Genomic DNA, 21,391 nt, shown 5'->3' on the forward strand with positions numbered 1-21,391 from the left:
TCCTCCGAAACTCACCGCAGCCACCAGAAAGGTTCCGGGCCGGCCATGGCGCTCTCCCTCTACGTCGACACCGCGCGCTGGCGGGCGCACCAGAAGTCCGTGATCGACCAGTTCCCCGGCCTCGTACCGGTCTGCAAGGGCAACGGGTACGGCTTCGGCCACGAGCGGCTCGCCGACGAGACGATCCGCTTCGGTGCCGACACCCTGGCCGTCGGCACCACCTACGAGGCCGCCACGATCAAGGACTGGTTCAGCGGCGACCTGCTCGTCCTGACCCCGTTCCGCCGGGGCGAGGAGCCCGTCCCGCTGCCGGACCGGGTCATCCGGTCCGTCTCCTCCGTCGACGGGGTGCACGCCCTGGTGGGCGCCCGGGTCGTCATCGAGTGCATGAGCTCGATGAAGCGCCACGGCGTCAAGGAGGAGGAGCTGGGGCTGCTGCACGCGGCGATCGAGGACGTACGGCTCGAAGGCTTCGCGCTGCACCTGCCGCTGGACCGCACCGACGGCTCGGACGCCGTCGAGGAGGTCATAGGGTGGATGGACCGGCTGCGCGCCGCCCGGCTGCCCCTGCACACCATGTTCGTCAGCCATCTGCGCGCCGAGGAGCTGGCCCGGCTCCAGCAGCAGTTCCCGCAGACCCGCTTCCGCGCCCGGATCGGCACCCGGCTCTGGCTGGGCGACCACGAGGCCACCGAGTACCGGGGCGCCGTCCTGGACGTCACACCCGTCGTCAAGGGTGACCGGTTCGGCTACCGCCAGCAGAAGGCCGCGTCCGACGGCTGGCTGGTCGTCGTCGCGGGCGGTACGTCGCACGGGGTCGGCCTGGAGGCGCCCAAGGCGCTGCACGGGGTGATGCCGCGGGCCAAGGGCGTCGCGCGCGCGGGGCTGGCCACGGTCAACCGCAACCTGTCGCCGTTCGTCTGGGCGGGCAAGCAGCGCTGGTTCGCCGAGCCGCCGCACATGCAGGTGTCGATCCTGTTCGTGCCCTCGGACGCGCAGGAGCCGCGGGTCGGTGACGAGCTGGTCGCCCATCTGCGCCACACGACCACGCAGTACGACCGGCTCGTCGACCGCTGAGCGGGCCGCCCGGGTCAGCGCTCCCGGGCCACGCCCCACTCCACCTGGGTCTCCGTGACCGTCCGGGCCTGATGCTGCCCGGACGCCCGGGCATCGGGTGCCAGCACGAACGCGTCCGGCGCCCCGTCGAGCACCCCGCCCGACGGGTCGTCCGACCCGTCCCGGCGCACCGGATCCTTCTCCGGCAGCAGGATGTCCCGGACGACCAGGGCGCACAGGTAGAGCGTGCCCAGCAGGTGCAGGGCGATCGCGAGCTGGTACCCCTCCTGCGGCAGCCCCTGGTGCTTGTCGCCGCCGCTGGTGTACGCGAGGTAGAACCAGATCCCCAGGAAGTACATGACCTCGCAGGCCTGCCAGATGAGGAAGTCGCGCCAGCGCGGCCGGGCCAGTACGGCGAGCGGGATAAGCCAGAGCACGTACTGCGGTGAGTAGACCTTGTTCGTCAGGATGAACGCGGCCACCACCAGGAACGCCAGCTGGGCGAAGCGCGGCCGGCGCGCGGCGGTGAGCGCCAGCCCCGCGATGCCCGCGCAGAAGACCACCATCAGGACCACGGAGGCGGTGTTGACCGTCTCGACATCGATGGGCTTGCCGGTGCGCTGGGTGATGATCAGCCAGAACGAACCGAAGTCGATCGGCCGCTCCTGGCTGAAGGTGTAGAACTTCCGCCATCCCTCGGGGGCGTAGAGCATCACCGGCAGGTTGACCACCAGCCAGGCCGCCGCCGCGCCGAGCAGCGCCGTGCCGTACTCGCGCCACCGCCCCGCCCGCCAGCAGAGCACCAGGAGCGGACCGAGCAGCAGGACGGGGTAGAGCTTGGCGGCCGTCGCGAGGCCGATGAGGATGCCGAACGCGAGCACCCGGCCCCGCGACCACATGAGCATCGCCGCAGCCGTCAGCGCGACGGCCAGCAGGTCCCAGTTGATGGTGGCAGTAAGAGCGAAGGCGGGGGCCAGCGCGACCAGCAGGCCGTCCCAGGGGCGACGCCGGTGCGTCCGTACGGTGCACACCGCGATGATCACCGCGCAGATCATCAGCATGCCCGCGTTGACCATCCAGTACATCTGCTCGCGCTGCTGGATCGGGTCGCTGTCCGGGGTCAGCGTCAGCCAGGAGGCGATCTGCATGAACACCCCGGTCAGTACGGGGTACTCCAGGTACTGCATGTCGCCGCTCAGCCGGTCGAAGTACGGGATCAGACCGTCGGCGAAGCCGCGCCCCAGGAAGAGGTGCGGGATGTCGGAGTAGCAGGCGTGCGTGTACTGCGAGGTGGCGCCGCGGAACCAGGCCCACTCGTAGCAGGGGATCTTCTGGACCATGCCCAGGGCGAACATCCCGATCATGGTCAGGGCGACGACGCGTACGGGCGTCAGGGGCCCGTCGCCGAGCCGCGCCCAGCGGCCCACCCGCCCGCCGAACAGCTCACTGCCGGCCGCCGCGACCTCGTCCTGATCGGTGGGCCGCACGACGGGCCGCTCCTGCTGCTGCACGCTCGTGTCCTCTGCACTGGGGCTTGGCATGCCGCACATCCTGCCGTACGGGGCTGTGGCCCGGGGCGGACCGGGCCCAGGACACCGCAGGCGGCCCGGCGCGGCCGGGAGACGACGAGGGCCGCCGCGACCCTTTCCGGGTGGCGACGGCCCTCGTACTGCGGGCGTCCGGGGCCCGTCACGGCCCCTGCCGCGCTACGGCTAGCCGCCGGTCCACCAGCCGCCGTTCCCGCCATTGGCACCGTTGGCCCCGTTGCCGCCGTTGGCGGCACCTTCGGTGGTGCCTTCGGTGGTACCGGTGTTGGCACCCCCGTCCGCTCCCGCGTTCGCACCGCCGTCGGCTCCGCCGTTCGCTCCGGCGTTGGCACCGCCGTCGGCCGCTCCCGCGTTGGCTCCGCCGTCGGCACCGGCGTTGGCACCGCCACCGTTGGGGTTGTTGTGGCAGTCCCAGTCCCAGGTGTCGCAGCTCTTGCTCGGCGTGGGCGTCGGGGTCGTGGGCGTCGGGGACGGTGTCGGCGGCTCCGGCTCCTCGCTGGAGGGCGACGGGGACGGCGTCGGGCTGGGCGTCGGGGTCGGGCTGGCCGCGCCACCGCCCCAGACCGTCTCACCGATCGGCTGCGCCTCGGGGAACTTGACGGCCTTCTTCCCCTTCATCGCCGCGGTCATGTAGTCGTGCCAGATGGTCGCCGGGAACGAGCTTCCGTGGATCTTCGCCTCGCCGCCGGTGCCGAACATCTCCTCGAACGTGCGGTCCTTGTTGGTCTCGTCGTCGTCCAGCCGGAACATGCTGATCGCCGTCGAGATCTGGGGGGTGTAGCCGACGAACCAGGCGGACTTGTTGCCGTCCGTCGTACCGGTCTTGCCGGCCGCCTCGCGCCCTTCGAGCTTCGCGGGCTTTCCGGTGCCCTTCTCCACCACGCCCTTCAGGACATCCGTGATGTTGTCCGCGATGAGCGGGGAGAAGGCGCGCTTGGACTGCTTCTTGTGCTTGAAGACGACCTTGCCCTCCTGCTTCACCTCGGTGACCGAGTACGTCGGGTTCTGCTGGCCGCTCGTGGCGAAGGTGGCGTAGGCGCCCGCCATGCGGATGGCGCTGGGCGATGACGTACCGATGGAGAACGACGGAACGGTGGAGTCCGCCATCATGCCGTCGTCCCGCAGACCGGCCGCGACGGCGGCGTCCTTGACCTTGTCCGTCCCGACGTCCATACCGAGCTGTACGAAGGGGGAGTTGGCCGACTTCTCCATGGCGTACCGCAGGTCGATGTCACCGTAGTCCTGCTGGCCGTCGTTGGTCTGGAGCCACTCCTGGTCGTCCTTGCCCTTCCAGACCTCGCCGTTGTAGTTCCGGATCCGCAGCTTGTTGTCGCCGTTGTAGACGCTCTCCGGGGAGACGATGGTGCGCTGGGACTCGTTCTGCTCGGGGCCGAGGTTCGGGTCGCGGGCGCCGTACTGCATCGCCGCCGCCAGGACGAAGGGCTTCCAGGTCGAGCCGACCTGGGCGCCGGTCGCGTCGGCGTTGTTGGTGAAGTGCTTCGTGGCGTCCTGACCGCCGTACGTGGCGAGGATGGCGCCGGTCTGGGCGTCCACCGAGGCCCCGCCGAACTCCACATGGGTGTCCGTCTTGGGGCGCTCCTCCGGGCGGATCTTGGCCTTGTAGACCTTGTCCACCGCAGCGGCCAGCTGGTCCACCTTCTTCTTGTCGAAGGTGGTGTGGATCTCGAAACCGCCGAGCTCCATGTCCTTGGCGGTGATGTTCTCGGTGTTGTTGGCGAGGAAGTACTTGCGCGCCAGCTCCACCAGGTAACCGGTCTGACCGCCCAGCTTCGCGTTCTTCCGCGGCGGCTTGGGCATCGGGAACTCGGTGTACTTCGCCCGGTCGGCCGCCGTCATCCGGCCGTCCTTGACCTGCTCGTCGAGGATCCACTCCCAGCGGTCCTTGGCGCGCTTGGTGTTGGCCTCGGGTGTCGCGTTCTTGTCGATCTCGACGGCGCCGGCCGGGTCGTAGTAACTGGCCCCTTGAGCAGCGTCGCCAGGAAGGCGCACTCGCTCGGGTTCAGGTCCGTGGCGTCCTTGTCGTAGTACGTACGAGCCGCGGCCTGCAGACCGGAGGCGCCGCGTCCGTAGTACGAGACGTTCAGGTAGCCGGCCATGACGTCCCGCTTGTCCTCCTCCCCGGCCACCTTGAGGGTGATGAAGAGTTCCTTGAACTTACGCGTGAACGTCTGGTCCTGGTTGAGCCGCGAGTTCTTCACGTACTGCTGGGTGATGGTCGAACCACCCTGGGTCTGACCGCCCGTGGCCATGTTGAACACGGCCCGGCCGATGCCCTTGGGGTCGATGCCCCGGTCGCTCCAGAAGCTCTTGTTCTCGGCCGAGACCACGGCGTTCCGCATCGCCTCGGGGATCTGCTCGTAGCTGATCTCCTGGCGGTTGACCACACCGCCGGTCGCCACCATCTGCTCGCCGTTGGCCCAGTAGTAGACGTTGTTCTGCGCCTTGGCCGCGTCCTGGATGCTCGGCTTGCTCACCAGGGCGTACGAGACGCCCGCCACGCCCATGAGCAGGCCGAGGAAGCCGATGCAGAGCCCCGAGACCAGCTTCCACGAGGGCACCCACCGACGGAATCCGTACTTGCCGTACCGCGGGTAGTCGATGACCCTCTTCTTGCCGGGAGGGCCGGCGTCGCCCCCGCCCCGCCGCCGGCCTCCGCCGCGCTGAGCCGCACGACGGGCCTCCGCACGGGTCCCGTGCTGGCGCTCCCCCCCGTACGATTCGGAAGGTGACTCGGACGTAGCTCTGCGTGACGGAGCCGCACGGCGCCCTGTGGACTGCTGGGCGGCTCGTCTGGCCGCGGCCCGCCCGCCACCCTGCGGCTGAGACGATTTGCGACGGTGCTCGCTCATGGAACGACTACTCCTCGGGCAGGCGAGAGCGCCTGGAAGCGGCAGTTGAGATCCGGTCCCCCCGAATTACGGACCAGCCCTGCGGAAGGCTCATCCGCAGCCCGCCCGGCAGTCCTCGATGACTGACGCGCAGTGGCGCCTCGCGGTTCCCGGTGGTCTGCATGCCGCACAGACTACGCACGGTCAAAACCCGCCTAGGGCCGAACTTCACCCCAAACAACGCAAGTCGCTTCCTACGAATTGACGATGTGACGCCGCTCACGAAGGTCACCCTTGTCGATCCCGTGAACGCGATCTATCGTGCTGATGTATCGAGTCGATACATCAGTGCGGCATAAGTACGTCAGTGGGTCCGGCAGCGGCTCCCCGCGGAACCGGCGGCAGAAGGAGGAGACGCACGTGAGCCGACGCTCCGGCATCCTCGAGTTCGCCGTTCTCGGGCTGCTCCGCGAGTCTCCGATGCACGGCTACGAGCTGCGCAAACGCCTCAACACCTCGCTGGGCATCTTCCGCGCGTTCAGCTACGGGACGCTCTATCCCTGCCTCAAGACGCTGGTGTCCAACGGCTGGTTGATCGAGGAGCCCGCCGGTGACCAGGCGGACAGCGCCCCGGCGTCCTCGCTCTCAGGCCGCCGGGCCAAGATCGTCTACCGGCTGACGGCGGAAGGTAAGGAGCACTTCGAGGAGCTGCTCTCGCACACCGGTCCGGACGCCTGGGAGGACGAGCACTTCGCCGCTCGCTTCGCCTTCTTCGGCCAGACCGAACGCGAGGTGCGGATGCGGGTGCTCGAAGGGCGACGCAGCAGGCTGGAGGAGCGGCTGGAGAAGATGCGCGCCTCTCTCGCCCGCACGCGTGAACGACTCGACGACTACACACTTGAGCTGCAGCGACACGGCATGGAGTCCGTGGAGCGCGAAGTGCGCTGGCTGAACGAGCTCATCGAGAGCGAGCGGTCGGGACGGGATCGGAGACGATCCTCGCCCGAGGGCTCTGCTCAGCAGGACACATCAGGAGAGACGGGCGGCCTGCCCCGGCGCCGGGGTGACACCCCGCCGGATCCGTCCGACGACACCACCAAGTGAAGTCACCGCGTTCCGCGGGGACTTCATCGGAAACACCGATAACACAGGGAGCAACCGGAATGGGTTCGGTTCGCGTAGCCATCGTAGGCGTGGGCAACTGCGCCGCCTCGCTGGTGCAGGGCGTCGAGTACTACAAGGACGCCGATCCGGCCGGCAAGGTGCCCGGTCTGATGCACGTCCAGTTCGGCGATTACCACGTCCGCGACGTCGAGTTCGTCGCCGCCTTCGACGTCGACGCGAAGAAGGTCGGCCTCGACCTCGCGGACGCCATCGGCGCCAGCGAGAACAACACCATCAAGATCGCGGACGTGCCGAACACGGGCGTCACCGTCCAGCGCGGCCACACCCACGACGGTCTGGGCAAGTACTACCGCGAGACGATCGAGGAGTCCGCGGACGCCCCGGTCGACATCGTCCAGGTCCTCAAGGACAAGCAGGTCGACGTCCTCGTCTGCTACCTGCCCGTCGGTTCCGAGGTCGCCGCGAAGTTCTACGCGCAGTGCGCCATCGACGCCAAGGTCGCCTTCGTCAACGCCCTCCCGGTCTTCATCGCCGGCACCAAGGAGTGGGCGGACAAGTTCACCGAGGCCGGTGTCCCGATCGTCGGCGACGACATCAAGTCCCAGGTCGGCGCCACCATCACGCACCGCGTCATGGCGAAGCTCTTCGAGGACCGGGGCGTCATCCTGGACCGCACGATGCAGCTGAACGTCGGCGGCAACATGGACTTCAAGAACATGCTCGAGCGTGAGCGCCTGGAGTCCAAGAAGATCTCGAAGACGCAGGCCGTCACCTCGCAGATCCGTGACCGGGAGCTGGGCGACGGCAACGTCCACATCGGCCCGTCGGACTACGTGGCCTGGCTGGACGACCGCAAGTGGGCGTACGTGCGCCTCGAGGGCCGCGCCTTCGGTGACGTCCCGCTGAACCTGGAGTACAAGCTCGAGGTGTGGGACTCCCCGAACTCGGCCGGTGTCATCATCGACGCCGTCCGTGCGGCGAAGATCGCCAAGGACCGCGGCATCGGCGGCCCCATCCTCTCCGCGAGCAGCTACTTCATGAAGTCGCCGCCCGTGCAGTACTTCGACGACGAGGCCCGCGAGAACGTCGAGAAGTTCATCAAGGGCGAGACCGAGCGCTGAACCGGCTCCCACCGCCTGACCGCTCCACCGGAGAACTGAGCGGCGACGCTCACCTCCTCCTGCCGCACGTCGGGGGTCCCCGGGCAATCCGCCCGCGGACCCCCGACGTGTGTGACGCTTGCTCCCATGTCTGTCGCGCGTGATCTGGGCACCCTGCTGCGCCTGCGGAACTTCCGCCGCCTGCTCACCGTGCGGCTCCTCTCCCAGTGCGCCGACGGCGTCTACCAGGTCGCCCTCGCCGCGTACGTCGTCTTCTCCCCGGAGAGGCAGACCTCGGCGGCCGCCATCGCCTCGGCCATGGCGGTGCTCCTCCTGCCGTACTCCCTGATCGGCCCCTTCGCCGGCGTCCTGCTGGACCGCTGGCCCCGGCGCCAGGTGTTCCTGTACGGGAACCTCCTGCGGGCCTGCCTCGCCTCCTGCACGGCCTTGCTGATCCTCGCCGCCGTGCCGGACTGGCTCTTCTACGCCTCGGCCCTCTGCGTCACCGCCGTCAACCGTTTCGTCCTGGCCGGGCTATCCGCCGCGCTCCCACGGGTGGTCGACGAGGAGCGGCTCGTCGTCGCCAACTCGCTCTCTCCGACGGCCGGTACTCTCGCGGCCACCGCCGGGGGCGGGCTCGCCTTCGCCGTACGGCTGGTGGCTGACGAGTCCGACGCGGCGGTGGTGCTCCTGGGGGCCATGCTCTATCTGCTCTCCGCGCTGGCGTCGCTGAGCCTGCCCCGGACGCTGCTGGGGCCCGACCCCGACGGGACGCCCCTCCGGTTGCGGGCCGCCCTGGCCATCACCGCCCGCGGGCTCGTCGCCGGACTGCGCCACCTGGGAGAACGGGTTCACGCGGCCCGGGCGCTGGCCGCCATGACGGTGCTCCGCTTCTGCTACGGCGCGCTCACCGTGACCGTGCTCATGCTCTGCCGGTACGCCTGGTCGGACGACGAGTCCGGCGGGCTGGCGCTCCTCGGCCTGGCCGTCGGGGTCTCCGGCGCGGGCTTCTTCACCGCCGCCGTGGTGACCCCCTGGGCCGTGGGGCGGTTCGGGCGGTACGGCTGGATCGTGGTCTGCGCCGGATCGGCGGCCGTCCTGGTACCGGCGCTGGGCCTCTCCTTCACCCCCGTACCGATGCTGGTCGCCGCCTTCGTGCTCGGTGTCGTGACCCAGGGCCCGAAGATCGCAACGGACACGGTCGTCCAGACCTCGGTGGACGACTCCTTCCGCGGCCGGGTCTTCTCCCTCTACGACGTGCTCTTCAACGTCGCGTTCGTGAGCGCGGCGGGGGTGGCAGCGCTGATGCTCCCGCCCGACGGACAGTCCACCGCCGTGATCGTGGGGGTGGCCGTGCTGTACGCGGCCGTCGCGGTGGCGATGTCCCGCTGGCGATACGCGAGCAGCGGCGGGTGAGCCGGAAGGGGATGCGTCGAGGGGCGTTGTTTCACGTGAAACAACGCCCCTCGACGGGCCCGATGACAGGCTCGGTGCGGGTGATGTTTCACGTGAAACATCACCCGCACCGGCTCAGCTCTGCCCCGCCCACCATTCCTTGAGCGCCGCCACGGCAGCGTCGCGCTCCTGCGGGCCGTGCTCCAGCCGCAGCTCCAGCAGGAACGCGTACGCCTTGCCGATCACCGGACCGGGGCCGACCCCGAGGATCTGCATGATCTCGTTGCCGTCCAGGTCCGGGCGGATGGAGTCCAGCTCCTCCTGCTCCTGGAGCAGGGCGATCCGCTCCTCCAGGCCGTCGTAGGTCCGGGAGAGGGCGTTCGCCTTGCGCTTGTTCCGGGTCGTGCAGTCGGACCGGGTCAGCTTGTGGAGGCGTTCGAGGAGCGGCCCGGCGTCCCGCACATACCGGCGGACGGCGGAGTCGGTCCACTCGCCGTCTCCGTACCCGTGGAAGCGCAGGTGGAGTTCAACCAGCCTCGACACGTCCTTGACCAGGTCGTTGGAGTACTTCAGCGCGGTCATGCGCTTCTTGGTCATCTTCGCGCCCACCACCTCGTGGTGGTGGAAGGAGACCCGGCCGTCCTTCTCGAAGCGCCGTGTCCTCGGCTTGCCGATGTCGTGGAGCAGCGCGGCCAGCCGCAGGACGAGGTCGGGGCCGTCCTCCTCCAGGTCGATGGCCTGCTCCAGCACGGTCAGCGAGTGCTCGTAGACGTCCTTGTGACGGTGATGCTCGTCACTCTCCAGCCGCAGTGCGGGGAGTTCGGGCAGTACGTGGTCGGCGAGCCCGGTGTCGACGAGGAGACCCAGGCCCTTACGGGGGTGGGCCGAGAGAAGAAGCTTGTTCAGTTCCTCGCGGACCCGCTCGGCGGAGACGATCTCGATCCGGCCGGCCATCTCCGTCATCGCGGTGACGACATCGGGGGCCACCTCGAAGTCCAGCTGCGCCGCGAACCGGGCGGCACGCAGCATGCGCAGCGGGTCGTCCGAGAAGGACGCCTCGGCCGTCCCCGGGGTGCGCAGCACACGGTCGGCGAGGTCCTTCAGACCGCCGTGCGGGTCGATGAACTCCTTCTCCGGCAGTGCGACGGCCATCGCGTTGACCGTGAAGTCACGGCGTACGAGGTCCTCCTCGATGGAGTCGCCGTAGGAGACCTCCGGCTTCCGCGAGGTCCTGTCGTACGCCTCCGACCGGTAGGTCGTGATCTCGATCTGGTAGCCGTCCTTCTGGGAGCCGACGGTGCCGAAGGCGATCCCGACCTCCCACACCGCGTCGGCCCACGGACGGACGATGGTCAGTACGTCCTCGGGGCGGGCGTCGGTGGTGAAGTCCAGGTCGTTCCCGAGCCTGCCGAGCAGCGCGTCGCGGACCGAGCCGCCGACCAGCGCGAGGCCGAATCCGGCCTCCCGGAAGCGGCGGGCGAGGTCGTCGGCGACCGGGGACACACGCAGCAGCTCACTCACCGCGCGATGCTGCACCTGGTTCAGGGCACTGGCGTTCTCTTCGTTGGCGTTCGGCACAACAGAAAAGGGTACGTGCACGGACCGGCCGTGGCGTCACCGTTTATCCCGGCCCTGCGGACTTCCCGCGATCATGTGAGCCGGACCCCAGCACTTCGGCGCTCCGCACCTCGTTACCATGCGGGGACGCAGGACCGACAACGACCGACGGACTCCGATGACGACGAGGAACGGGTAGACGCGTGGCCCAGGCGGCAGACATCCAGGGGATGCGTCCCTCTCCTGCCCGCCGGTGGCTGCGGCGCACAGCCTCCGGCCTCATCGGGGCACCTCTGCTGGCCGGTCTGCTGGCCGTTCCGGCCGCCGGGAGTGCGGGGGCGGCCGAGCCCGTGACGGCCGTGAAGGCCCCCACGGGCTCCCGTACGGTCGATGTGTCCCTGGACACGCTCTCCCCCGCCGCCCCCGTGGAGGGGGACACCCTGACCGTCTCCGGGACGCTCACCAACCACGGCAAGGAGACGATCGACGACGCGGAGGTCGACCTGCGGGTGGGCCCGCGCCTCTCCGGGCGGGGCGAGGTCGACGACGCCGCCAAGCGCAAGGGGTATCTCCCCGGCGCCGACCCGGCCCCGATCGACGACAAGTTCGCGGTGAAGCTGCCCGCGCTCCGCAAGGGGATCAGCCAGAACTTCACGCTCACCGTCCCCGTCGACAAGCTGGACCTCGACGCCTCGGGCGTCTACCAGCTGGGGGTGTCGGTCTCCGGCCGCACCTCTTCCTCCTCCTACGAGCAGGTGCTGGGCATCCAGCGCTCGTACCTCCCCTGGCAGCCCGGGAAGAGCGACAAGCGGACGAAGCTCACCTTCCTCTGGCCGCTGATCGCCTCCCCGCACGTCACCGCGCAGACCCGCTCCGACGAACAGCAGACGCCGGTCTTCACCGACGACTCCCTGGCGAAGGAGCTGGCGCCCGGCGGCCGGCTGGAGCAGATGGTCGCCCTGGGCAGCCGCCTCCCCGTCACCTGGGTGATCGACCCGGACCTGCTGGCGAGCGCCGCCGCGATGGCCGGCTCCTACCACGTGAAGTCCGGCGAGAGCACCGTCCCGGGCACGAACCAGGCCGTGGCCAGGCAGTGGCTCACCGCCCTGGAGAAGGTGGTGGAGGACGGCAAGGTGATCGCGCTGCCGTTCGGCGACCCGGACCTGGCCTCGATCGCCCACCGGGGCAAGGGCGTCTCCGGGACGCTCAGCCATCTGCAGAACGCCTCCACGGTGGGCGCCACCACGGTCGAGACCATCCTCCATGTGAAGCCGTCCACCGACTTCGCCTGGCCCGTGAACGGCGCGGTCGACCCGGGCATCGTGGACGTGGCGACCTCCGCGGGCGCCCACAACGTGATCGCCCGCAGCGACAGCCTCCGGGAGACCGGCAACCTGCCGTACACCCCGACGGCCGCCCGGCCGATCGGCGGGGGGACCACCGCGGTCGTCGCCGACGCCCGGCTCTCCACCGCGTTCGAGGGCAGCATGCTCCGGGCGGGCGCCTCGACCCTCGCGGTCCAGAAGTTCCTCGCCCAGAGCCTCGCCCTCAACGAGCAGGCTCCGGACAACGAGCGCTCCATCGTCGTGGCACCCCAACGGATGCCCACGGCCGCCCAGGCGCAGTCGATGGCCCGCGCCCTCCAGGCCCTGTCGGGCGACCGCTGGACGCAGCCGCAGGAGCTGGTGGCCGCCGCCGAGGTGAAGCCGGACCCCCTGGCGACCACCAAGGTGCCGCGGGCCTCCGCGTACCCGAAGAAGCTCCGCAGCCAGGAGCTGCCCACCCAGGCGTTCCAGGACATCCGGACCACCCAGGGATCCGTCGACAGCTTCGAGACCATCCTCACCCAGCCCGAGCGCGTGGTGACGCCGTTCGGCAACGCGGTCAACCGCTCGATGTCGACGTCCTGGCGGGGCCGCGCCCCGGAGGCGCGGGAGTACCGGGACGCCGTGCTCACCTATCTGAAGGACCTCACCGGCGAGGTCCAGCTGATCGACAAGTCGGACGTCACCCTCTCCGGCCGCAGCGCGACGATCCCGGTGACGGTGCAGAACAAGCTGGTGCAGGGCGTCGACCGGCTCGTCCTGCGGCTGTCCTCGGACAACATCCGGCTGAAGTTCAACGACGACGGTACGAAGGCCGAGCTGCCGGTCAGGATCGCGGGCGGGCACAGCCAGTCGGTGAAGTTCGACACGGCGACCAGCGCCAACGGACGCGCCCAGGTGACCGCCCGGCTCTTCACCGAGGACGGCACACCGTACGGCGAGGAAATGACCTTCACCGTGAAGGTCTCCGAGGTCACCCCCACCGTCCTGCTCGTCATCGCCGGTGGCCTGCTGCTTCTGGTGCTGGCCGGGGTCCGGATGTACACAGCCCGCAAGCGCGCGGTGGCAAGCGACACGGCGAACGGCGACGGCGGCGAACCCGAGCAGCCGAGTGACCCGACCCCGGACACCGGACCGGAAAGCGGGGCCCCGTCGGGAACGGGTGAGAAAGTGGACCGTTGAAGCGATGTCTGTCGTGGCCGGTCGGCCGGGGACGATGAGGTAGGGGTTTTCGATGAACGCGCCGTACGACGGTGACCGCGGCCAGGGTGCCGGCGGAGCAGGGTCTCCGTCCGGCCCCCCGGTCCCCCCGGGCGCGGGCCAGGGCGGCCAGGTGCCGCCCGACCCGTACCTCCAGCACGCCTACGAGGACGACCCCTACCGGGCCCAGGACCTCGCGGCCCAGGACCCGGTGGGCGAGGCGCTCTACGACCGGGCGTCCCACCCTCCGCCGCCCCCCGGCACCTACCAGGATCCGCAGGCGCTGTACCAGCAGCCGCCCGCGGCCCCGCACGCCCCCGACCCGCGCATCTGGGCCCAGACACCGCCCCCGAGCCCTCGGGGCCCTCACGCCACCTCCCGTACGGCGACCGCCCGGCAACCACGCAGTTCGTCGGCGTCGACGCCCTCGTGACCCAGGCCTCGGACGACCGGCAGGAGCCGGACGCCTTCGCCCACCTCTTCCGGGACCAGGAAGGGGCCGGGAAGCCGCCGGGCCCGCCCGAGCCGGAGCCCGCGCCCGCCCCCGTCCCGCCGAAGTCCGGCGGCCGGGTCTCCGGCGTACTGAAGTCCAGCGCCCTGATGGCGGCCGGCACCCTCGTCTCCCGGCTCACCGGCTTCATCAGGTCCCTGGTGATCACCGCGGCCCTCGGTGCCGCGCTGCTCGGTGACAGCTTCACCATCGCGTACACGCTGCCGACCATGATCTACATCCTCACCGTCGGCGGCGGTCTCAACTCGGTCTTCGTTCCGCAGCTCGTCCGTGCCATGAAGGACGACGAGGACGGCGGCGAGGCCTTCGCCAACCGGCTGCTGACCCTGGTGATGGTCGCGCTCGGCCTGATCGTGGCCATCGCGGTCCTCGTCGCGCCGGTGCTGATCCAGCTGATGTCGAGCACCATCGCCGACGACGTGGCCGCCAACAGCGTCGCCGTCACCTTCGCCCGGTACTGCCTGCCCACCATCTTCTTCATGGGCGTGCACGTGGTGATGGGTCAGATCCTCAACGCCCGGGGCAAGTTCGGCGCGATGATGTGGACCCCGGTCCTCAACAACATCGTCATGATCATCACGTTCGGCCTCTTCATCTGGGTCTACGGCACCTCCGCCGAATCCCGGATGGGCGTGGACACCATCCCGCCGGAGGGCGTCCGGCTGCTGGGCATCGGCACCCTGCTCGGGCTGGTCGTCCAAGCGCTGGCGATGATCCCCTACCTGCGCGAGGCGGGCTTCCGCTTCCGCCCCCGGTTCGACTGGAAGGGCCACGGGCTCGGCAAGACGGTCAAGCTGGCCAAGTGGACCGTGCTGTTCGTCCTGGCCAACCAGGCCGGCGTCCTGGTCGTCACCCAGCTCGCCACCGCGGCGGGCAAGCTGTCCGACAAGGACGGCACCGGCTTCCTCGCCTACTCCAACGCCCAGCTGATCTGGGGCATGCCGCAGGCCATCATCACCGTCTCCGTCATGGCCGCGCTGCTGCCCCGCATCTCCCGGGCCGCCCACGACAACGACCCCGGCGCGGTCCGCGACGACATCTCGCAGGGGCTGCGGAACTCCGCCGTCGCGATCGTCCCGGTCGCCTTCACCTTCCTCGCGCTCGGCCTGCCGATGTGCACCCTGCTGTACGCCTCCAGCGGCGCGGAGGCCGCCCGCTCCATGGGCTTCATCCTGATGGCGTTCGCCCTCGGCCTGATCCCGTACTCCGTGCAGTACGTCGTCCTCCGCGGCTTCTACGCGTACGAGGACACGCGGACCCCCTTCTACAACACGGTCATCGTGGCCGCCGTCAACGCCGCCGCCTCCGCCCTCTGCTACGTCGTCCTCCCGGCCCGCTGGGCCGTCGTCGGCATGGCCTTCTCCTACGGGCTGGCCTACGCGGTCGGCGTCGGCGTCGCCTGGCGCCGGCTGCGCACCCGGCTCGGCGGCGACCTGGACGGCGCGCACGTCGTACGGACCTACGCCCGGCTCTGCATGGCGGCCGTCCCCGCGGCCCTGATCGGCGGCGGCGTCGGCTACGCGATCCTCGAACTGCTCGGCTCCGGCGCCGCCGGATCGCTGGCCGCACTGATCTGCGGTGGCATCGTCCTCCTGGGCATCTTCTTCGTCGCGGCGAAGAAGATGCGCATCGAAGAGGTCAACGGCCTGGTCGGCATGGTCCGTGGACGGCTCGGTCGCTGAATGAGCGCACGGTCGCACAACCATCCCGGGACTCCGCGTGTCGTGCATAGCGCCGGAGTGTGGGCACAATTGGCGTGACTGTGGCGAGCTGGCCGGCTTCGCGCAACGGATGGGAGGCAGGAACGACGGTGGCGGAACGTAGCACGGCTGCCGTCGACGTGGCCCACAACGGCGGCGACGAGCCGTCGGCCGCCAAGGCGGACGAGACCACGAACGACGGAACGGCGCAGGCCGAGGAGACCGAGGGCGCGAGCCCCGAGAAGCCCGAGAACCCCAAGGGCCAGGACGGCGGGCGGGCACGTTCCGAGGCCGTTCCGGCCACCCCCGACGTCCACAGCGGCCACAAACTCGCCGGGCGCTACCGCCTGGAGGAGTGCGTCACCCGGCTGGACGGCTTCAGCAGCTGGCGGGCCGTCGACGAGAAACTGCGCCGCGCGGTCGGCGTCCACCTGCTGCCCGCCAACCACCCCCGGGCCCGCTCCGTACTGGCGGCGGCCCGCTCGTCCGCCCTGCTCGGCGATCCCCGCTTCGTCCAGGTGCTCGACGCCGTCGAGGAGGACGACCTCGTCTACGTCGTCCACGAATGGCTCCCCGACGCCACCGAGCTGACCGCGCTGCTGGCCGCCGGACCGATGGAGGCCCACGACGCCTACCAGCTCGTCAGCCAGCTATCCCACGCGATGGCCGCCGCCCACCGCGAAGGCCTCACCCATCTGCGCCTCACCCCCGGCGCCGTACTGCGCAGTTCGACCGGCCAGTACCGGATCCGCGGCCTCGCCGTGAACGCCGCCCTGCGCGGTGTCGTCTCCGACCGCCCCCTGGCCCAGGACACCGAGGCGATCGGCGCGCTCCTGTACGCGGCGCTGACCAAGCGCTGGCCGTACGAGAACGACGCGTACGGCCTCTCCGGGCTGCCCAAGGGCATGGGCCTCATCGCCCCGGACCAGGTCCGCGCCGGCGTCCACCGCGGCCTCTCCGAACTCGCCATGCGCGCGCTCGCCAACGACGGGGCCACCGCCTCCCGGCAGGAGCCGCCCTGCACGACGCCCGAGGAGCTGGCCAAGGCCGTCGCGGCCATGCCGCGCGTCCGGCCGCCGGAGCCCACGTTCGCCGCCCAGCCCGTGTACCAGCAGCCCGCCTACCAGCGGACGACCTATCAGCAAGGCACCTACGGGCGGCCGTCCACCGTCCCGTCGTCCGTGACCCAGCCGGTGCTGACAGCCCCTCCGGCCCCGCTGCAGAGCTGGACCGGACGGGTTCTCAAGTGGGGCGTCTCGGCGCTCCTCATCGCAGCTCTCGGCCTCGGCAGCTGGCAGCTCGCGGAGATCCTGCTCGACCAGCGCAACGGCTCCGACGACCCCGGCCTCACCCAGCCCACCGACGACGAGAAGCCGCCGCCCGCCCCGCCCAAGCCGCTGACCATCGCCGATGCCACCGAGTTCATGCCCGACGGCTCGGGGATCCAGCCGAAGGGCGTACCGAACGCCATCGACGACGACTCCAACACGGCGTGGATCACCAACCGCTACCTGGGCTTCGCCAACTTCGGCAACCTGCCCCAGCGCAGGCAGGGCAGCGGAATCATCGTCGACCTGGGCAAGGTCCAGGACGTGCGCTCCGTCGACATCGACATGTACCGCTCCGGTCAGACGACCGCGGTGTTCGCAGCGGATCCGGACGCCACGTCACCGTCCTCGTCGGCGGACTTCCCCCAGCGGATCGCCGAGAAGCAGGTCGCCGGAAAGACGCTCAAGCAGGAGTTGGAGAAGCCCGTACGGACGCGCTACGTCCTGATCCACATCACGGAGCTGCCCGCGGACGGCACCGGCGGCTACCGCGGCGGGATCACCGACATCTCCGTCCTCGGCTGATCGGGAGCCGGTGTGGAGACTCCGCACCGGCCCTGATCACCGGGCGCCCGGCCGGTTAATGTGGCACACGACATCGGATCCGGTTCGGAGGGGGAGCACGGTGGATTCCGTTCCACCCGAGGCACCGAGCGACTCGGACCTTCTCGCCCGCCATGTGGCGGGCGACCCCGACGCCTTCGGTGAACTCGTACGCCGCCACCGCGACCGGCTGTGGGCCGTGGCGCTGCGCACTCTCGGGGACCGGGAGGAGGCGGCCGATGCCGTCCAGGACGCCCTGGTCTCCGCCTTCCGGGCCGCCCACACCTTCCGCGGCCAGTCCGCCGTCACCACCTGGCTGCACCGCATCACCGTCAACGCCTGCCTCGACCGGGTCCGCAAGGCCGCCTCCCGCAAGACGTCACCGGTGGACGACGCGGACCGGCTCGACCAGCTCCTGGAGCCGCACGAGTCGGCCGAGGCCCCCGCCGAACGGCAGGATCTGCACCGCCAGCTCTTCGCCGCCCTGGCCACCCTCCCCGCCGAACAGCGCGCGGCCCTCGTCCTGGTCGACATGCAGGGCTACCCCGTGGCCGAGGCCGCCAGCATCCTGGACGTGCCGACCGGGACCGTGAAGAGCCGGTGCGCCCGGGGGCGGGCGAGACTGGCCCCCCTGGTCCGGCACCTGCGCGGCGGGAACGGGAGCGAGGACCCCGATGGGAAGGCCCCGGACACCGGAAGGAACCGGACGCCCGGCCCATCCGTCCCACCGGCGTCAGGACCCCAGGACACGGAAGCGAACGACCCGGCCGCTGCGAAGGGAGGAGGTGGACGCCCGTGACATCCACGACCGACACGGCTCAGCACCCGGAGGTCTCCGAGATCTCCGATCTGACCGAGGGGCTGCTGCCCGCTTCCCGCGCCGACGAGATCCGCGACCACCTCGCGGAGTGCGAGCCGTGCGCAGAGGTACGGGACTCCCTGGAGGAGATCCGCGGGCTGCTCGGCACCCTGCCGGAGCCCGGGCCGATGCCCGAGGACATCGCCACCCGCATCGACGCGGCACTCGCCGCCGAGGCCCGGACGGAAGCTCCCGCCGACGAAGCGACCGACGCCTCCCACGCCGGAGCCGTCTCCCGCGACGCCGATGTTTCACGTGAAACGGAGAGCACGGAGACCAGCGGTGCCTCGCCCTCGACGCCCCGCACCGGCTCCTCCCCGGGCCGTCCCGCCGGACGCCCCCAGGGAGCCACGGGACCCGGCCGCCGTACCGCCCGGCGCCGCCGCCGTGCGGTGTTCCTGGGCACCGCGTGCGGCGCGGCCGTCATCGGCCTGAGCGTGTTCTTCCTCCAGAACCTCTCGTCGTCCCCGGACTCGGCGGGTATGTCGGCCGACCGGGCGATCAGCGCTTCCGAGAACGCGGCGCACAGCTACTCGCAGGACACGCTGGAGACCAGGGTCCGGGACCTGCTGGCCGGCGGGGCGGGCACCGAGGACTTCACCGGGCAGAAGCGGTCGCCGCACGTCGACGAACACGCGGTGCCCGAGGGGGGCACCCCCGACGCCACCGCCTCCAGGAACCCGCTCAGCGCCCCCGCCGTCGCCGTACCTCCGTGCGTGCAGCAGGCGACCGGCCGTACCACTCCGGCGCTCGCCCTCGACGAGGGGACCTATCAGGGGACGGACGCCTTCCTCGTCGTCCTCCCGCACGCGAGCGACGCCACCCGTGTGCAGGCTTATGTCGTGGCCGCCTCCTGCGTGGACACCGCTCCCGGGTCGACCGGTCGGCTGCTGCTCACGGAGGCGTACGACCGCCCCTGAGGACCGCTACGGCGTATCGGGAATGCTTCACCCGTAGGATCCGTTGGGTGGGGTGAGAGTCGTTGTACAGCCCCCCGTAGGCAGTAGGCAGTCTGCAGAGACGAGGAAGAAACCCGTGAGCGACGTCCGTAATGTGATCATCATCGGCTCCGGACCGGCCGGGTACACCGCCGCGCTCTACACCGCTCGTGCCTCACTCAACCCGCTGGTCTTCGAGGGCGCGGTCACGGCCGGCGGTGCCCTGATGAACACCACCGACGTGGAGAACTTCCCCGGCTTCCAGGACGGCATCATGGGTCCCGAGCTGATGGACAACATGCGGGCCCAGGCCGAGCGCTTCGGCGCCGAGCTCGTCCCCGACGATGTCGTCGCCGTCGACCTCACCGGTGACATCAAGACCGTCACCGACACGGCGGGCACTGTGCACCGGGCCAAGGCCGTCATCGTCACCACCGGCTCCCAGCACCGCAAGCTCGGCCTGCCCAACGAGGACGCCCTCTCCGGCCGCGGTGTCTCCTGGTGCGCCACCTGTGACGGCTTCTTCTTCAAGGACCACGACATCGCCGTGGTCGGCGGTGGCGACACGGCCATGGAGGAGGCGACCTTCCTCTCCCGCTTCGCCAAGTCCGTCACGATCGTCCACCGTCGCGACACCCTGCGCGCCTCCAAGGCGATGCAGGACCGGGCCTTCGCCGACCCGAAGATCAAGTTCGCCTGGGACAGCGAGGTCGCCGAGGTCAAGGGTGACCAGAAGCTCTCGGGCCTGGTCCTGCGGAACACCAAGACCGGCGAGACCTCCGAGCTTCCCGTGACCGGCCTCTTCATCGCCGTCGGCCACGACCCGCGCACCGAGCTGTTCAAGGGTCAGCTGGAGCTCGACGACGAGGGGTACCTGAAGGTCGAGGCTCCCTCCACCCGTACCAACCTGACCGGTGTCTTCGGTGCCGGTGACGTGGTCGACCACACCTACCGGCAGGCCATCACCGCTGCGGGCACCGGCTGCTCCGCGGCGCTGGACGCCGAGCGTTACCTCGCCGCGCTGGCCGACGCCGAGCCCGCCGAGCCGGAGAAGACCCCGGCCGTCTGAACGTCCCACCGCACGTCCACCCCCCAGAGACTAAGGAGGCCGCCGTGGCCGGCGACCTGAAGCACGTTACCGACGACACGTTCGACGACGTCGTCCTCAAGAGCGAGAAGCCCGTCCTCGTCGACTTCTGGGCTGCCTGGTGCGGCCCGTGCCGTCAGATCGCCCCCTCGCTGGAGGCCATCGCGGCGGAGCACGGCGACCAGATCGAGATCGTCAAGCTCAACATCGACGAGAACCCGGCCACCGCCGCCAAGTACGGCGTGATGTCCATCCCGACGCTGAACGTCTACCAGGGCGGCGAGGTCGCCAAGACCATCGTCGGCGCCAAGCCGAAGGCCGCGATCCTCCGCGACCTCGAAGGCTTCATCAGCGCCAAGTAATCGCGCGCCCAGCGCGATGTTTCACGTGAAACGGTCCCACCCCCGCACTCGGGGGTGGGACCGTTCGCGTAGCGGCCGGGGCGCCGTCAGAGCGGGCGCAGCGCCGGTTCCTTCTGCACCGCCCCCAGAAGGCGGTCGAGAGCCATCTCGACGTCCTCCTTCCAGGAGAGCGTCGTCCGTAGCTCCAGCCTGAGCCGCGGGTACCGGGGGTGGGGGCGCACGGTCTTGAAGCCGACCGCCAGCAGATGATCGGCCGGGAGCACACAGCCGAACTGCTCCGCGCGGCCGTCCCCGAACGCCTCGATCGCCTTGAAGCCCCGGCGCAGTACGTCCTTGGCGACCGTCTGCACCATGACGCGGCCGAGCCCCTGGCCCTGGTACCCCGGAACGATCAGACCAGTGATGAGCTGAACGGCGTCGGGGGAGACCGGGCTGGTGGGGAAGGCCGTCGAGCGCGGAACATAGGCGGGCGGCGCATAGAGAACGAACCCCACCGGGACATCGTCCACATAGACCACCCGGCCGCAGGAGCCCCACTCCAGGAGCACCGCAGAGATCCATGCCTCCTTCTCCAGCTCCGACTTGCCCGCCTTTACCGCGGCTTCCCCGCTGACCGGGTCAAGCTCCCAGAAGACGCACGCTCGGCAGCGTTCGGGGAGATCCTGAAGGTTGTCCAAGGTGAGCGGTACAAGCCGACGCCCCATGGCGGCGATTCCTCACTTCTCTCGCCTGCCGCATCGCGTGCGGCCGCCAGCGCGTTCCGTTCGTGGAACAGGCTGCCGACGAATCCCCCGACGGCTCCCAGGCCCAGCCCGACCGTCACCAGCCGGCTGCGGCTCACTGTTCGCAAGGTCCCCGCCCTCCTTCGAGGTCGATCACCGTGGATGGGCCATCCCAGATCGCATCGTA

Annotated in this window: 13 protein-coding genes and 2 pseudogenes; 11 read left to right on the forward strand and 4 right to left on the reverse strand. The window is 70.2% G+C overall.

What is annotated here, in order from left to right; translation table 11 throughout:
* Positions 1–45 precede the first annotated feature (45 nt).
* Positions 46–1,077, forward strand: coding sequence for an alanine racemase (locus DJ476_RS16995; RefSeq protein ID WP_018489852.1), 1,032 nt, complete (start codon positions 46–48; stop codon positions 1,075–1,077).
* Between the two features lie 14 nt (positions 1,078–1,091).
* Here the strand turns inward: DJ476_RS16995 and DJ476_RS17000 are convergent, their stop codons facing one another.
* A complete protein-coding gene (locus tag DJ476_RS17000) occupies positions 1,092–2,597 on the reverse strand; it encodes a glycosyltransferase family 87 protein (RefSeq protein ID WP_103418453.1) in 1,506 nt (501 codons plus the stop codon).
* Positions 2,598–2,768: 171 nt separating this feature from the next.
* Positions 2,769–5,473: pseudogene (locus tag DJ476_RS17005) on the reverse strand (transglycosylase domain-containing protein).
* Between the two features lie 399 nt (positions 5,474–5,872).
* Here DJ476_RS17005 and DJ476_RS17010 point away from each other — a divergent pair.
* The 3 genes from DJ476_RS17010 (at position 5,873) to DJ476_RS17020 (ending at position 9,093) form a co-directional block, all read left to right on the forward strand.
* The gene (locus DJ476_RS17010) at positions 5,873–6,556 is read left to right on the forward strand and encodes a PadR family transcriptional regulator (protein ID WP_019767186.1); all 684 of its coding nucleotides are present in this window, start codon (positions 5,873–5,875) and stop codon (positions 6,554–6,556) included.
* Positions 6,557–6,615: 59 nt separating this feature from the next.
* The gene (locus tag DJ476_RS17015; protein WP_026237848.1) at positions 6,616–7,698 is read left to right on the forward strand and encodes an inositol-3-phosphate synthase; all 1,083 of its coding nucleotides are present in this window, start codon (positions 6,616–6,618) and stop codon (positions 7,696–7,698) included.
* A gap of 126 nt (positions 7,699–7,824) precedes the next feature.
* Entirely contained in the window at positions 7,825–9,093 is a 1,269-nt protein-coding gene (locus DJ476_RS17020) for an MFS transporter (protein ID WP_112490954.1), read from the forward strand.
* Between the two features lie 114 nt (positions 9,094–9,207).
* Here the strand turns inward: DJ476_RS17020 and DJ476_RS17025 are convergent, their stop codons facing one another.
* Positions 9,208–10,650: a CCA tRNA nucleotidyltransferase gene (locus DJ476_RS17025; protein ID WP_053560337.1), complete on the reverse strand. Its 1,443-nt coding sequence runs from the start codon at positions 10,648–10,650 to the stop codon at positions 9,208–9,210.
* A gap of 182 nt (positions 10,651–10,832) precedes the next feature.
* Here DJ476_RS17025 and DJ476_RS17030 point away from each other — a divergent pair, with 182 nt between their 5' ends.
* The 7 genes and pseudogenes from DJ476_RS17030 to trxA all read left to right on the forward strand — a co-directional run bounded on the left by DJ476_RS17030 (position 10,833) and on the right by trxA (position 20,482).
* On the forward strand, positions 10,833–13,136 hold the full coding sequence (locus DJ476_RS17030; protein WP_103418450.1) for a DUF6049 family protein: 2,304 nt from the start codon (positions 10,833–10,835) through the stop codon (positions 13,134–13,136).
* 52 nt (positions 13,137–13,188) lie between these two features.
* Positions 13,189–15,347: pseudogene (gene murJ, locus DJ476_RS17035) on the forward strand (murein biosynthesis integral membrane protein MurJ).
* 128 nt (positions 15,348–15,475) lie between these two features.
* Positions 15,476–17,218, forward strand: coding sequence for a protein kinase family protein (locus DJ476_RS17040; RefSeq protein ID WP_112490955.1), 1,743 nt, complete (start codon positions 15,476–15,478; stop codon positions 17,216–17,218).
* Positions 17,219–17,318: 100 nt separating this feature from the next.
* Positions 17,319–18,035, forward strand: coding sequence for an RNA polymerase sigma factor SigM (gene sigM, locus DJ476_RS17045; RefSeq protein ID WP_070200765.1), 717 nt, complete (start codon positions 17,319–17,321; stop codon positions 18,033–18,035).
* On the forward strand, positions 18,032–19,015 hold the full coding sequence (locus DJ476_RS17050) for an anti-sigma factor family protein (protein WP_112490956.1): 984 nt from the start codon (positions 18,032–18,034) through the stop codon (positions 19,013–19,015). Before sigM ends, DJ476_RS17050 begins: the two co-directional genes overlap by 4 nt.
* A gap of 115 nt (positions 19,016–19,130) precedes the next feature.
* On the forward strand, positions 19,131–20,102 hold the full coding sequence (gene trxB, locus DJ476_RS17055) for a thioredoxin-disulfide reductase (protein WP_029395808.1): 972 nt from the start codon (positions 19,131–19,133) through the stop codon (positions 20,100–20,102).
* Between the two features lie 44 nt (positions 20,103–20,146).
* Complete coding sequence (trxA, locus tag DJ476_RS17060) at positions 20,147–20,482, forward strand: thioredoxin (RefSeq protein ID WP_018489839.1); 336 nt, start codon at positions 20,147–20,149, stop codon at positions 20,480–20,482.
* Between the two features lie 86 nt (positions 20,483–20,568).
* Here the strand turns inward: trxA and DJ476_RS17065 are convergent, their stop codons facing one another.
* A complete protein-coding gene (locus tag DJ476_RS17065; protein WP_103418445.1) occupies positions 20,569–21,186 on the reverse strand; it encodes a GNAT family N-acetyltransferase in 618 nt (205 codons plus the stop codon).
* Positions 21,187–21,391 lie beyond the last annotated feature (205 nt).

This window comes from Streptomyces bacillaris (genome assembly GCF_003268675.1).
Taxonomy (GTDB): domain Bacteria; phylum Actinomycetota; class Actinomycetes; order Streptomycetales; family Streptomycetaceae; genus Streptomyces; species Streptomyces bacillaris.